General features: G+C 67.1%; 12 protein-coding genes. 6 read left to right on the plus strand and 6 right to left on the minus strand.

What is annotated here, in order from left to right; all coding sequences use genetic code 11:
* Window positions 1–12: 12 nt before the first annotated feature.
* A complete protein-coding gene (gene alaS, locus ABDW31_RS10730; protein ID WP_343698701.1) occupies window positions 13–2661 on the minus strand; it encodes an alanine--tRNA ligase in 2649 nt (882 codons plus the stop codon).
* Between the two features lie 376 nt (window positions 2662–3037).
* A complete protein-coding gene (gene recA, locus ABDW31_RS10735) occupies window positions 3038–4108 on the minus strand; it encodes a recombinase RecA (RefSeq protein ID WP_184721389.1) in 1071 nt (356 codons plus the stop codon).
* Window positions 4109–4365: 257 nt separating this feature from the next.
* Here recA and ABDW31_RS10740 point away from each other — a divergent pair, with 257 nt between their 5' ends.
* Window positions 4366–5973 (plus strand): EAL domain-containing protein, encoded by a 1608-nt coding sequence (locus ABDW31_RS10740; protein WP_184721391.1) that lies wholly within the window; start codon window positions 4366–4368, stop codon window positions 5971–5973.
* A gap of 50 nt (window positions 5974–6023) precedes the next feature.
* Here the strand turns inward: ABDW31_RS10740 and ABDW31_RS10745 are convergent, their stop codons facing one another.
* Window positions 6024–7847, minus strand: coding sequence for a DUF885 family protein (locus ABDW31_RS10745; RefSeq protein ID WP_184721393.1), 1824 nt, complete (start codon window positions 7845–7847; stop codon window positions 6024–6026).
* 148 nt (window positions 7848–7995) lie between these two features.
* The gene (locus tag ABDW31_RS10750) at window positions 7996–8616 is read right to left on the minus strand and encodes a TetR/AcrR family transcriptional regulator (RefSeq protein WP_343698702.1); all 621 of its coding nucleotides are present in this window, start codon (window positions 8614–8616) and stop codon (window positions 7996–7998) included.
* A gap of 72 nt (window positions 8617–8688) precedes the next feature.
* On the opposite strand from ABDW31_RS10750, the gene ABDW31_RS10755 reads away from it, so the two are divergent.
* On the plus strand, window positions 8689–9555 hold the full coding sequence (locus tag ABDW31_RS10755) for an aldo/keto reductase family oxidoreductase (protein WP_184721397.1): 867 nt from the start codon (window positions 8689–8691) through the stop codon (window positions 9553–9555).
* On the opposite strand, the gene ABDW31_RS10760 is transcribed toward ABDW31_RS10755, so the two are convergent.
* The gene (locus tag ABDW31_RS10760; RefSeq protein ID WP_343698703.1) at window positions 9552–9929 is read right to left on the minus strand and encodes a nuclear transport factor 2 family protein; all 378 of its coding nucleotides are present in this window, start codon (window positions 9927–9929) and stop codon (window positions 9552–9554) included. The genes ABDW31_RS10755 and ABDW31_RS10760 overlap by 4 nt on opposite strands.
* 46 nt (window positions 9930–9975) lie before the next feature.
* Here ABDW31_RS10760 and ABDW31_RS10765 point away from each other — a divergent pair, with 46 nt between their 5' ends.
* The 3 genes from ABDW31_RS10765 to ABDW31_RS10775 all read left to right on the plus strand — a co-directional run bounded on the left by ABDW31_RS10765 (window position 9976) and on the right by ABDW31_RS10775 (window position 11674).
* On the plus strand, window positions 9976–10500 hold the full coding sequence (locus ABDW31_RS10765; protein ID WP_343698704.1) for a GNAT family N-acetyltransferase: 525 nt from the start codon (window positions 9976–9978) through the stop codon (window positions 10498–10500).
* Between the two features lie 68 nt (window positions 10501–10568).
* Entirely contained in the window at window positions 10569–11291 is a 723-nt protein-coding gene (locus ABDW31_RS10770; protein WP_343698705.1) for a DUF6683 family protein, read from the plus strand.
* A gap of 215 nt (window positions 11292–11506) precedes the next feature.
* Entirely contained in the window at window positions 11507–11674 is a 168-nt protein-coding gene (locus tag ABDW31_RS10775; protein WP_343698706.1) for a hypothetical protein, read from the plus strand.
* Between the two features lie 3 nt (window positions 11675–11677).
* On the opposite strand, the gene ABDW31_RS10780 is transcribed toward ABDW31_RS10775, so the two are convergent.
* Window positions 11678–12046, minus strand: coding sequence for a (2Fe-2S) ferredoxin domain-containing protein (locus ABDW31_RS10780; RefSeq protein ID WP_343698707.1), 369 nt, complete (start codon window positions 12044–12046; stop codon window positions 11678–11680).
* On the opposite strand from ABDW31_RS10780, the gene ABDW31_RS10785 reads away from it, so the two are divergent.
* Complete coding sequence (locus tag ABDW31_RS10785; protein WP_343698708.1) at window positions 12045–12356, plus strand: hypothetical protein; 312 nt, start codon at window positions 12045–12047, stop codon at window positions 12354–12356. The two genes, ABDW31_RS10780 and ABDW31_RS10785, sit on opposite strands and share 2 nt — an antisense overlap.
* Window positions 12357–12389: the final 33 nt, after the last annotated feature.

The raw sequence follows: 12389 nt of genomic DNA on the forward strand, positions 1-12389 counted from the left end.
CGGAACGGCGGATCAGCCGGCCAGCAGCGCCTTGACGGCGGCCAGGCCGTCCTGGGCCTTGCTGTCGTCCGGAGCGCCGCCCTGGGCGAAGTCGGCCTTGCCGCCCGCGCCCTGGCCGCCCATGGCGATCACGGCGGCCTTGGCGAGATCGGCGGCGCTGAACTTGCCGGTCAGGTCGGCGGTGACGGCCACGGTGACCGCGGCCTTGCCTTCCGACGTGCCGACCAGGGCGACAACGCCGCCGTTGGTCAGTTGCTTCTTGAACTCCTCGGCGACGCCGCGCAGCTCCTTGCCGCCGACGCCGTCCAGGACGCGGGCGATCAGGGCCGTGCCGCTGACGTCCTCAGGACCGGCCGCCGCGCCACCGCCGCCGCCCAGGGCCAGTTGCTTCTTGGCGTCGGCCAGTTCCTTCTCGAGGCGCTTGCGGTCGGCGATCAGGGCGTCGACGCGGGCGCCGACTTCCAGCACCGGGGTCTTGAACTGGTCGGCCAGCGACTTGGCCACGCCCGCCTGGTCCAGCAGGAAGCGGCGGGCCGCTTCGCCGGTCAGGGCCTCGATGCGGCGCACGCCGGCGGCGACGCCCTGCTCCGAGACGATCTTGAACAGGGCGATGTCGCCGGTGCGGGCCACGTGGGTGCCGCCGCACAGTTCGACCGAATAGGCCTTGGCCTCGTCGCTCAGCGACTTGCCTAGGGTCAGCACTCGGACGCTGTCGCCGTACTTCTCGCCGAACAGCGCCACGGCGCCGGCCTCGATGGCCTCCTGCGGGGCCATTTCCTTGGTTTCGGCCGGGACGTTCTGGCGGATGACCTCGTTGACCTCGGCCTCGATCTTGTCGAGCTCCTCGGCCGTCAGCGGACCGCCGTGGCTGAAGTCGAAGCGCATACGCTCGCCGTCGACCATCTGGCCCTTCTGGGCGACGTGCGGACCCAGCACGTGGTGAAGGGCGGCATGCACCAGGTGCGCGGCCGAGTGGTTGGAGCGGGTCGTGTGACGGCGGTCGGCGTCGACCGAGGCCACGACATTGTCGCCGACCTTCAGGTCGCCCGACAGTTCGACGCGGTGGACGTAGAGCTCGCCGGCCTGCTTCTGGGTGTCGATGACCTGGTTCTCGCGGCCGTTGGCCTCAAGCACGCCGGTGTCGCCGGCCTGGCCGCCGCTTTCAGCGTAGAAGCTGGTTCGGTCCAGCAGCACCTCGACGGTCGTGCCGCCGGTCGCGCTTTCGACCTCGGCGCCGTCGACGACAATCGCCTTCACCACGCCCGTGGTCTCGGTGGTCTCATAACCGACGAAATCCGTCGCGCCGGCCTTTTCCTTGATCGCGAACCAGGCGGCCGCCGCGCCCTGCTGGCCCGAACCGGCCCAGTTGGCGCGCGCCATCTGGCGCTGCTTTTCCATGGCCGCGTCGAAGGCGTCGGTGTCGACGGTCAGGCCCTTGGCGCGCACGGCGTCCTGGGTCAGGTCCAGCGGGAAGCCGTAGGTGTCGTAGAGCTTGAACGCGGTGTCGCCGTCCAGCACGCCGCCGCTCGACAGGTTGGCGGTGGCCTCGTCCAGCAGGCCCATGCCGCGGCCCAGGGTGACGCGGAAGCGTTCTTCTTCCTGGCGCAGGGTCTCAACGATCGAGGCCTCGGCGCGGCGCAGTTCCGGATAGGCCTGGCCCATCTGGGCGACCAGGGTCGGCGCCAGGCGGTGCATCAGGGGCTCGTTGGCGCCCAGCAGATAGGCGTGGCGCATGGCGCGGCGCATGATCCGGCGCAGGACGTAGCCGCGGCCTTCGTTCGACGGCGTCACGCCATCGGCCAGCAGGAACGACGACGAGCGCAAGTGGTCGGCGATGACGCGGTGCGACGGGGCTTGGTCGCCCTCGGCCTTGACGCCCGTCAGCTCGACCGAAGCCTCGATCAGCGCCTTGAACAGGTCGACGTCGTAGTTGTTGTGCACGCCCTGCAGGACGGCCGCGACGCGTTCCAGGCCCATGCCAGTGTCGATCGAGGGCTTGGGCAGCGAGACGCGCTCGCCGCCGGCCATCTGCTCGAACTGCATGAAGACGAGGTTCCAGATCTCGATGAAGCGGTCGCCGTCTTCATCAGGGCTCCCGGGCGGTCCGCCCGGAATGCCTTCGCCGTGGTCGAAGAAGATTTCCGAGCACGGGCCGCAGGGGCCGGTGTCGCCCATGGACCAGAAGTTGTCGTTGGTCGGGATGCGGATGATGCGGTCGTCCGACAGGCCGGCGATCTTGCTCCACAGCGCCGCGGCCTCGTCATCGGTGTGGTACACCGTGACCAGCAGTTTTTCCTTGGGCAGTTTGAACTCGCCGGTCAGCAGGGTCCAGGCGTGGTGGATCGCCTGTTCCTTGAAGTAGTCGCCGAACGAGAAGTTGCCCAGCATCTCGAAGAAGGTGTGGTGGCGGGCCGTGTAGCCGACATTGTCCAGGTCGTTGTGCTTGCCGCCGGCGCGGACACATTTCTGCGAGCTGGCCGCACGCGGATGCGCCGGCGTCTCGGCGCCGGTGAACACGTTCTTGAACGGCACCATGCCGGCGTTGACGAACAGCAGGGTCGGATCGTTCTGCGGCACCAGCGGCGCCGACGGCGTCACGGCGTGATCGGCCTTGCCGAAGTAGTCGAGGAAGGTGCTGCGGATCTCGTTCAGGCTGGGCATTCGCGTCTCAGGTCTGGGCGCCGGCGACGGCCGGAGTCGCGCGCTCATAGCGCGGTTTTGGGCGAAGGGGAAACCTTGGTGGAGATGGGGGCTTTGCGGGCCAAGGAAAAGGGCAGGTTCGGAGAGGGATGTTCCACCGCCATGCGCGGAAGCTGTCTCGAAGTGACTGAGCGGGCGAGTGCGGCCCGCGCCGAGCTAGCCCCCTCCGGCCCTCTGAACCACCTCCCCCGCATCGCGGAGGAGGATCAAACGAAATAGGCCGCCTGGCATGGGGTCCAGGCGGCCTGCAATCGCGGCCTTCGCGGCGGTCCGCCGCGGGCGTGTTGAAGGCGGGATCGCCCGCGGTGGGCGAAGGCCGCGAAAACCTTCGGGAGGACTAGTCCTCCTCGCCCTCGTCGGGGCCGCCGACCAGGAGTTCTTCCTCGATCTTCTGCGACGCCTTGCGGACGGCTTTTTCGATGTCGGCGGCCACGTCCTTGTTGGTCTTCAGGAACTCGCGGACATTGTCGCGACCTTGGCCGATGCGCTGGCTGCCGTACGAGAACCACGAGCCGGCCTTGTCGATGATCCCGGCCTTCACGCCCAGGTCGATGACTTCGCCCAGCTTGGAGATGCCCTCGCCGTACATGATGTCGAACTCGACCTCGCGGAACGGCGGGGCCACCTTGTTCTTGACCACCTTCACGCGGACATTGTTGCCGATGATCTCGTCACGCACCTTCACCGAGCCGGTGCGGCGGATGTCCAGGCGCACCGAGGCGTAAAACTTCAGCGCGTTGCCGCCCGTGGTCGTTTCCGGGCTGCCGTACATCACCCCGATCTTGTGACGGATCTGGTTGATGAAGATGACGATGGTGTTGGCCTTGTTGATCGAGCCGGTCAGCTTGCGCAGCGCCTGGCTCATCAGACGGGCCTGCAGGCCCGGCAGGCTATCGCCCATTTCGCCTTCGATTTCGGCCTTGGGCGTCAACGCCGCGACCGAGTCGATGACCACGATGTCGATGGCGCCCGAGCGCACCAGGGTGTCGGTGATCTCCAGGGCCTGTTCGCCGTTGTCGGGCTGCGAGACCAGAAGGCTGTCGAGATTGACGCCCAGCTTGTGCGCATAGGAGGGATCCAGCGCGTGCTCGGCGTCCACGAAGGCGGCGGTGCCGCCGGCCTTCTGGACCTCAGCCACCACGTGCAGCGCCAGGGTCGTTTTACCCGAGCTTTCCGGGCCATAGACCTCGATGATGCGGCCCTTAGGCAGGCCGCCGATGCCCAACGCGATGTCCAGGCCGAGCGAGCCAGTGGAGACCGACTCGATCTCGACCTTGCCCTTCTCGCCCAGCTTCATCACCGAGCCCTTGCCGAACGCGCGGTCGATCTGGGCGAGAGCCGCCTCTAGCGCACGTTGCTTATCGCCTTCTTCCTTGGCCACGAGTTTCAAAGCCGCCTGACTGCTCATTGTTGATCCGCCTCTATCCCATGATTCCGGTCGCCCGATCGGCGCTTCCCGCGCCGCGCCCCAACGACCTGTGGAACACCCTTAATGCGTACACACTTTGTTCTTAGTTCGCAAGATGTTCTCATTCGCGAACACGACCGTTTCTGACGCAGGGCGGACACCCTGACACAAACTGGATTTGGGTCTCCTCAGGCCATCCGAAACAGGTCCTTAAGCCCAATCGTGAAAGGATTACCCGTTGCCGGGGGCCTATCGTCTTGTCTATCGATCCACGTCGCCTTCTCGGTCTGGCGTTCGCCAGCGCCGACTTGTTAGTCGAATTGCAGAATGGCCGCGTGCGCTTGGTTCTGGGCGCGGCGCAGAAGGTCATGGGCCAGAGCGAAGCCGGTCTGACCGGAAAATCGTGGCCACAATTGTTCTCGCCCGACGATCAGCCGCTGATGGACGCCATGCTGGCCTGCGCCGACGATGGCGTTCGGCGCGGCCCGGTGGTGCTGCGCCTGGCCGGGGCCGAACCGCGTCACGTGCGGGTGATCCTGCGCGCCCTGCCCGAGAACGACGGCCGCATCTCCTGCGCCGTCACCGCCGCCCAGCCGGCCGGCCCGCGCCTGGCGCCCGGCGAACTGCAACCGCGCGAGACCTTCGACGACATCGCCAAAGGCTTGTTCGAGGCCGCACGGGTCACCGGGCTGGAGCTGGAGCTGGCCATGGTCGAGTTCGCGGGCCTGACCGACCTGCGCGAGGGCCTGCCCCCGCAGGAGGCCGCCGCCCTCGACGTCAAGGTCGCCAGCGCCATCCGCGCCGAGTCGCACGGCGGCAGCGCGGCCACTCGTCTGTCGGCCGAGCGCTTCGCCCTGCTGCGCCAACGCGACGACCAGCCCGACAACATGATGAAGCGCCTGACCCGGATGGTCAGCGCCGAGGCCGCCGCCCATATGGTGCCGCTGGAGGCTGGCGGCGGTTCGACCCGCGCCCTGCGCGCGCTGCGCTACGCCCTAGACGACTTCATTCGCGAGGGCCTGAAGGACGCGCCGCCGCTGACCCTGTCGGAGGCGATGAACCGCTCGGTCAAACGCACCCTGGCCCGCGCCGGCGCCTTGGGCGTGGCGGTCAGCCAGCGCCGCTTCAACCTGGCCTTCCAGCCGGTGGTGAGCCTGGGGACGGGCCTGGCCCATCACCACGAGGTGCTCGTGCGCTTCGAGGACGGGGCCAGCCCGTTCGCCCTGATCCGCATGGCCGAGGAATTTGACCTGATCGAGGAGCTGGACCACGCGATCGTCGAGCAGGCGGTCAAGAAGCTGGCCAACGACCAGGAGCGCAAACTGAAGCTGGCCGTGAACGTCTCTGGCCGCACGATCGTCAGCGAGACCTTCGTCGACCACGTCTCGCGCCTGCTGGCCAAATACGACGAGGCCAAGGGGCGGCTTATCTTCGAGATCACCGAGACCGCGGCGATCGACGACCTGGCGCGCGCCAACCAGAACATCCAGGGCCTGCGGTCGCTGGGCTCGGCGGTGTGCCTGGACGACTTCGGGGCCGGTTCCTCCTCGTTCGCCTATCTGCAGCAGCTGAGCCTGGACATCGTCAAGATCGACGGCCGCTATGTACGGGAACTGGCCGATAACGGCCGCGACGGGGCGATGGTCCGCCGCCTGGTCGAGCTGTGTCGCGACCTGAAGATCCGCACCGTGGCCGAGATGGTCGAGACCATCGAGGTCGAGGAAATCGTCCGCGGCGCCGGCGTCGACTTCGCCCAGGGCTGGCTCTACGGCAAGCCGGCCGACAAGCCTTGCCCGGCCCTGCGCCCCGGCGCCGTGGTCACGCCTATCGCGCGCCGGGCCGGGGCTTCGGAGAGCTGGGGCTAACTTGAAGTCCGCTCCCCCGCGATGCGGGAAAGCGGTTCAGGCTTAAGCCCTCAGGCCTTGCCGCCCTTGCTGACGATGTAGTCGTCGATCACCCGTTCCAGGGTGGTCAGCGGGGTCATGCCCGAGAGCAGGCCCGCGTCGTGGAACTGGCGGATGTCGAACTTCTTGCCCAGCGCCTTCTGAGCCTTGGCCCGGGCGCGCAGCCAGGTGATCTTGCCGATCATGTAGCTGCAGGCCTGGCCCGGCCACACGACATAGCGCTCGATCTCGGTGACCGAACCGCTTTCCTCGTCGCCCATGGTCTCGGCCATGTACTTGATGGCCTGCTCGCGGCTCCACTTCTTGTGGTGCATGCCGCTGTCGACGACCAGGCGCACGGCGCGGAACAGGGCGTCGTGCAGCATGCCGATGTGGCCGCGCGGGTCGGTCTTGTAGATGCCCATCTCGACAGCCAGCTGCTCGGAATAGAGCGCCCAGCCCTCGGCATAGCCCGAGAAGCCGATCACCTTGCGGATCAGCGGCAGGCCTTGCGCTTCGTTCGACAGCGACAGCTGCAGGTGGTGGCCCGGGACGCCTTCGTGCACCGTCAGGGTGGTCAGGGTGTACTTGGCCTGCTCCTTGGTGTCGCGCAGGTTGATCCAGTAAATCCCGGGGCGCTTACCGTCGAGCGAAGGCGAGTTGTAATAGCCGCCCGGGGCGCCGGCCTCGATAGCCTTGGGCACGCGGCGGATCTCCAGCGGAGCCTTGGGCAGCTGGCCGAAATAAGCCGGCAGCTGCTTCTCGATCCACTTGGCCTTTTCGTTCAGGTCCTTGATCAGCTGTTCCTTGGCCGGGTCGGTGTTGTCGTAGACATCCTTGCCCAGCTCGGCCATGCGCTCGCCGACAGTGCCCTTGGTCATGCCCATGGTCTTGAAGATCTTGTCGGCCTCGGCCGAGATCGACTTCACCAAGTCGAGGCCCAGTTGGTGGATCTCGTCGGGACCGATGGTCGAGGTCGTGTAGTTCTTCAGCGACACGGCGTAGTAGTCGGCGCCGCCCTTCAGACGCCAGACGCCAGCGTCGTGAGTGGCCTTCGACCGCACGCTCTCTAGCAAAGCGATCTGGCGCTTCAGGGCTGGCAGCACCGAGTTCTCGTAGACCTTGGACGCTTCACCGGCCCAGTCGCCGGCGATCTTCTTCTCGGCCGTGCGACGGGCCACCGACTTGACCAGCGGCGCATCGGCCGTGGGCGTGTCGGCGAAGGCCTTCATCTGCACCAGGGCCTTGTCGATGATGAAATCGGGCGGGATCACGCCGTCGGCGATGTCGCGCTTGGCGATCAGGGTCTCCTGATCCATCAGGCGGGCGAAGCCCTCCATGCGCTGCAGATAGGCGTCGGCGTCGGCCTTGGTCTCGATGCTGTGCTGGGTGTCCAGGAAGTCGGGCATCGACTGGTACGAGCCAGTCAGCTGGCTCAGAACATAGGGCGCGCCCGAACCGCCGCCGGCGTAAGTGAACTTGCGATTGCCCTCGTCCTGGACGGCCAGGGTGAACTCGACGGTGTCATAGTTGACCGCGTCCATGCCCTTGAGCGCTTTACGGTCGATGCTCCGCAGTTCGGCCAGCTGGGCGCTGGTCTGGGCGGCGCCGGCGGCGATAGCCTCGAACGAGCGGTCGGCCAGCAGACCCTTGGTCCAGGCCAGGTCGTCCTTGTCCAGACCCAGGCCCGTGGCCAGCTCCGGCGCCTGGCGCAGCAGCTTGGCCATGGCGGCGTCAAAGAACGCGTTCATCTTGGCGGCTTCACCGCCCTGCGCCAGGGCCATGGTCGGCATGCCGCCGGTCGCGGCGAAACCCGCAGCGGCCGTGGCGAACATCATGTGACGACGATTGAGCAAGGCTTTTCCTCCCCAGAGCCCATTGGAGGCCAAAAGCCGTAGCCGCCTCCTGTGTGGCGGCAACTTAATTCCGAGTCATCCGGCGGCGCTAGCGGTGATCGCTCACGGCGTCGGCAGCTGGAGCGCGCGCATAGGCGAGCTGCAGGTCCTACTCGGGACGGAAATACGCTGTCAGCAACAGGACCAGCTGTCGTTGCAGTCGCGCCTCGAACTCGGGTGTCGCTTCGCGCTCCAGAATCTTTCGCACTGGCCCGACAAGGACGTGAAGCGCGATGGAGGCCGTCATGGCGAGATCCTCGAACCGCCCATCGGGCGCGGTCGCCAGCATGGATGTCACCGCCGACTCCATGCGATTATAGACACGGTCGGCTAGCGCGGCCCCGCCTCGCTCCCCGGCTACCGCATAGAGCGCTCGCGATTCACCGGCGTTGCGCAGCTTGGCGGCGAGATAGCCCTCGACCAGCGCCTCGGCCATGTCGGCGACGGGCCGTCCCCGGCACTCGAGACAGACCTCCACCATGGCGTCGGCGATGTCGCCGAGGTGCTTTTCCAGCACTGCCGCCAGCAGGGCGTCGCGGTTGGGATAGTATTGGTAGACACTGCCGACCGACATGCCCGCTCGCTCGGCGATCCGGGTCGTGGTGCAGCGGGTCAGGCCTTCCTTGATCAGAACCTGAATCACGGCGGTATGGAGCGCCGCGATCGTGGCGGCAGACCGCGCCTGAACCGGTGATTTCCTTTGCTGTAGCGGCGCTGCGAGAGCGGTCATCGAAAGCGAATTCCAAAACTGAGGGTTTCTTCAGATGCTCCTCCTCGCTTCACAAGGCAAGGAACGCGCAGCATGACCAGCATCGACACGGCCGGAACCTTCCCTCTCGGCGATCGCACTGTCCGTCGGCTCGGCTACGGGGCCATGCAGCTGGCCGGCCCACACGTATTCGGTCCGCCAAAGGACCGCGCCGCCGCCGTGGCTGTGCTGCGCGAAGCGGTCGCCCAGGGCGTCAACCATATCGACACCAGCGACTTCTACGGCCCTCACGTCACCAACGAGATTATTCGTGAGGCGCTGTACCCCTATGGTGACGACCTAGTGATCGTGACCAAGATCGGCGCGCGCCGCACCAGCGACGCCGCATGGGTCCCCGCCTTCACACCGGCCGAACTTCGCGCGGCAGTGCAGGACAATCTCAAGCGCTTGGGATTGGAGGCGCTGGACGTCGTGAATCTGCGCGCGATGTTCAGCGCGTCAGGCCCAGCCGAAGGCTCCCTGGCAGAGGGTCTGGGCGCGCTGGTCGAGCTGAAGCGCGAGGGGCTGGTCCGTCACATCGGGGTCAGCAACGTCACGGCCACGCAGGTCGCTGAGGCGCGGAACATGACCGACATCGTCTGCGTGCAGAACATGTACAATCTGGTGCATCGTCAGGATGATGCGATGGTCGACGATCTGGCGCGGGCTGGCATCGCCTATACGCCTTTCTTCCCGTTGGGCGGCTTTTCGCCGCTACAATCGTCGGCCTTGTCAGCCGTGGCGGAACGCCTGCAAGCGACCCCGATGCAGGTGGCGTTGGCCTGGCTGCTGCGCCGCGCGCCCAACATCCTGCTGATCCCCGGCACGTCTTCCGTCGCCCACCTGCGCGAGAACCTAGCCGCGGCCCGACTGGACCTCTCGGAAGAAACGATGGCGGAGTTGGAGGTGGTGGCCGGCTAGGTCAGCGAGACGAACAGCTCGTTCTCGATCACCCATTGACCTGTGACCTTCTTCCAGGTGGCCAGATAGCTCCCGGTCTGTTCGGGCGCATCAGTCCACTTCCCGACCCAGCGGCCGTGCTCGGCGGCGCGTTGGCCGACGGCGTCGACGGTGATGCTTTCCGTAGTGCGGACATAGGCGACGAAACCCTTGTCGGCCATCTGGCTGGCGAAAGCGGCGAGTACGTCCTCAGCGCCCAGCACCAGCGAGCCGTCTCCGGCGATCAAGGTGACACGGGGGTCAAAGAAGGGCCTTAGGCGCGCAGCGTCCTTGGCCGCGATCAGCTTGTTGGTCAGCTTGCGGCGGGCGGCGATGGCGTCTTGCGGCGTGGTCATGGTTTCCGTGTAGCTTGACGGGCCCGCCTGTCGCAAACTCGCGCTCATGTCCCCGCCGACCCTGACCACGCCGCGCCTGACCTTGAGCCCGCCCGAGCTGGCCGACTTCGAGGACAGCCGCGCCATGTGGGCCGATCCCGTGGTGGTCCGCCACGTGGGCGGCCGTCCGTTCACGGACGAGGAGAGTTGGACCCGGCTGATGCGGGCCCGCGGCCTGTGGGAACTGATAGGCTTCGGCTACTGGGCGGTGCGTGAGACCTCGACGGGCCGCTATGTCGGCGAGGTCGGGTTCGCCGACCTACGCCGCGACCTGGAGCCCAGCCTCTATGGCCTGCCGGAGATGGGCTGGGTGCTGGCGGCCTGGTCGCACGGCCAGGGCTTCGGGACCGAGGCCGTCCGAGCGGGGCTGTCGTGGATTGACCAAGCCCTGGCGCCGCCGGTCGTGCCCTGCATTATCGACGTCGAGAACACCGCCTCGATAGCCCTGGCGACCAAGGTCGGGTTCAGGCTGAAGACCCACACCCACTACAAGGGCTCGCCGATCGTGGTGATGGAGCGCCATCAACCCTGAACGAGGGGCGACGTCGCTTTCCCGCCCACATTGCATTGCAGGCTCTGCGCCGGACCGGAGCCCTCGCAATGAAACACGCCCTTCGCGCCGCCCTCGTCGCCAGCCTTTTAGTCGTGGCTCAGCCCGTCGCGGCGCAGGACTTCTCCAGCATCGGCAGCCAGTACGTCGACTACGGCGCCTCGATGATGGCCGTGGGGCAGATGAACAATGTGCTGGGCGGGACAGCGCGGAACAGCGCGCGCCCGGCGAAGGCAAAGCCTGCGACGGGCCCCGACACACGCTACGCGGCCTCGCCGGCGGTCTCAACACGTGTGCGCGCCCAGTTCGCCGACTTCGCCGCCAAGGCCGATCCGGCCAATGGCCCACGGCTGCGTGAGGCGATCCTGCGCCAGGACCTGCTGGGCGCCTGGCAGAAGCACGTGGCGGTCGACGGCCTGAAGCGTGGCGACGTCGCCGACGCCATGGCCGCCTACTGGGTGCAGAACTGGCAGATGGCCAGCCAGATCGCCTTCGTCGATCGCGCCAAGGTCCAGGCCGTGCGCAACCAGGTCGCCCGCGCCCTTATCGCCAATCCCGCCTTCACCCGACTGGACGACGCCCGCAAGCAGGAGATGGCCGAGACCTTCATGCTGAACTTTGTGGCCCAAGGCTCGGCCTATTCCGACGCCACGACCCGGCGCGACACCGCCCAGGTCGCGCGCCTGTCCAAGGCCGCCGCCGCCCGCATCCGCCAGGAAATGAGCCTGGACGCCGCCCAGCTGCGACTGACGCCGGCCGGCTTCGCCCGGTGACAACCGGCCGCAGGGGTTGAACGGGACAATCGGCGTCCCATATGGTAACCAGGATCAGCAGGACGGCTCGCCGCTCACGGCCGAACGCCGGCTGCTCCCCTCGCCCCCCCATACCGTCATTTTCGACTTTGTCGTTTTCGATGGCCCCGGCGCGCAACCACCCACGCTTGAAACTGTTGAGCTTGGCAATAAGCTCGAGCTCTGTTTGGAAATCTATGAAAACGACTGCTACCCGCGAGGCCGCCGCTCGGCGCCAGCCCCGCACCCCGGCGCCGCAACGCGCCGCCCATAAGCCCGCCCACAAGACTGCTCAGGCCGACTGGGCCTGGCCGGGCGTGACCCGCGCCCAACTGCGCGACCACATCATCGAAATGATCGGCTGACGATCAGGCGGGCGGCTCAGCGCCGCCCAGCCCCAGCTTTTCCACGACCGCCGTCATCGGCGTCCCACGCGGGATGACGGCCCACTCTTTCGGCGACGAGGCGCGCACCGCGACCACCGCGCCGTTGGGACAGACGTCCAGGCAACCGACCTCGATCACAGCGGCCTTCGCCTTTCGGCCCTTGCCCTTGGCGCCGATGGCCTTGCGCAGGGCCTTGGCCAGCTTCTGGTCGCTCTCCGCGCCGAAGCCGCCATCCAGCTTCTTCGAACACTTGCGGCACACCAGCACGACCTCGTTCCAGTCGGCCTTCACGCGCTTGATCGCCTTCTCGCTCATGACCTGAAGATGGGAACGGTGATAGGAGAGCGCCATGGCCCGCAAACTCACCGCCAAAGTCATCACCGATCCGACCGCCGAGGCTGACCGCACCTGGTTCGAGGCAAATCCCGAGCGGCGCTTCCGCCTGCGCGATCCCGCGCCCGTGGAGTTCAAGGACCCGCTGGGCGATCCCGGCGAGGGCTTTTCCTGGCGCGTGCTGATCGCCCGCCTGCCCGACGGCGGCCGCCTGCGCCTGCCTGTCTCGCTGTCGTGGGAGCTGCACAATGACCACGCCAAGGACCAGCACCTGAAGATCCTGTTCGACCAGGTCGCCCCGGCCGAAGCCAAGGCCCGGCTGGGCTAGCGCTCACCGCCAGACATTGACGGGCCTGCATGT

The sequence above is a fragment of the Caulobacter sp. genome (genome assembly GCF_039596335.1).
Classification (GTDB): Bacteria; Pseudomonadota; Alphaproteobacteria; order Caulobacterales; family Caulobacteraceae; genus Caulobacter.

Excerpts from the sequence above, each read along its gene's own strand:
- ABDW31_RS10760 (WP_343698703.1), bottom strand. The coding sequence starts at position 9,929 with ATGACCACGCCGCAAGACGCCATCGCCGCCCGCCGCAAGCTGACCAAC.
- ABDW31_RS10765 (WP_343698704.1), top strand. The coding sequence starts at position 9,976 with ATGTCCCCGCCGACCCTGACCACGCCGCGCCTGACCTTGAGCCCGCCC.
- ABDW31_RS10750 (WP_343698702.1), bottom strand. The coding sequence starts at position 8,616 with ATGACCGCTCTCGCAGCGCCGCTACAGCAAAGGAAATCACCGGTTCAG.
- ABDW31_RS10755 (WP_184721397.1), top strand. The coding sequence starts at position 8,689 with ATGACCAGCATCGACACGGCCGGAACCTTCCCTCTCGGCGATCGCACT.
- alaS (WP_343698701.1), bottom strand. The coding sequence starts at position 2,661 with ATGCCCAGCCTGAACGAGATCCGCAGCACCTTCCTCGACTACTTCGGC.
- recA (WP_184721389.1), bottom strand. The coding sequence starts at position 4,108 with ATGAGCAGTCAGGCGGCTTTGAAACTCGTGGCCAAGGAAGAAGGCGAT.
- ABDW31_RS10785 (WP_343698708.1), top strand. The coding sequence starts at position 12,045 with ATGGCCCGCAAACTCACCGCCAAAGTCATCACCGATCCGACCGCCGAG.
- ABDW31_RS10775 (WP_343698706.1), top strand. The coding sequence starts at position 11,507 with ATGAAAACGACTGCTACCCGCGAGGCCGCCGCTCGGCGCCAGCCCCGC.
- ABDW31_RS10780 (WP_343698707.1), bottom strand. The coding sequence starts at position 12,046 with ATGGCGCTCTCCTATCACCGTTCCCATCTTCAGGTCATGAGCGAGAAG.
- ABDW31_RS10770 (WP_343698705.1), top strand. The coding sequence starts at position 10,569 with ATGAAACACGCCCTTCGCGCCGCCCTCGTCGCCAGCCTTTTAGTCGTG.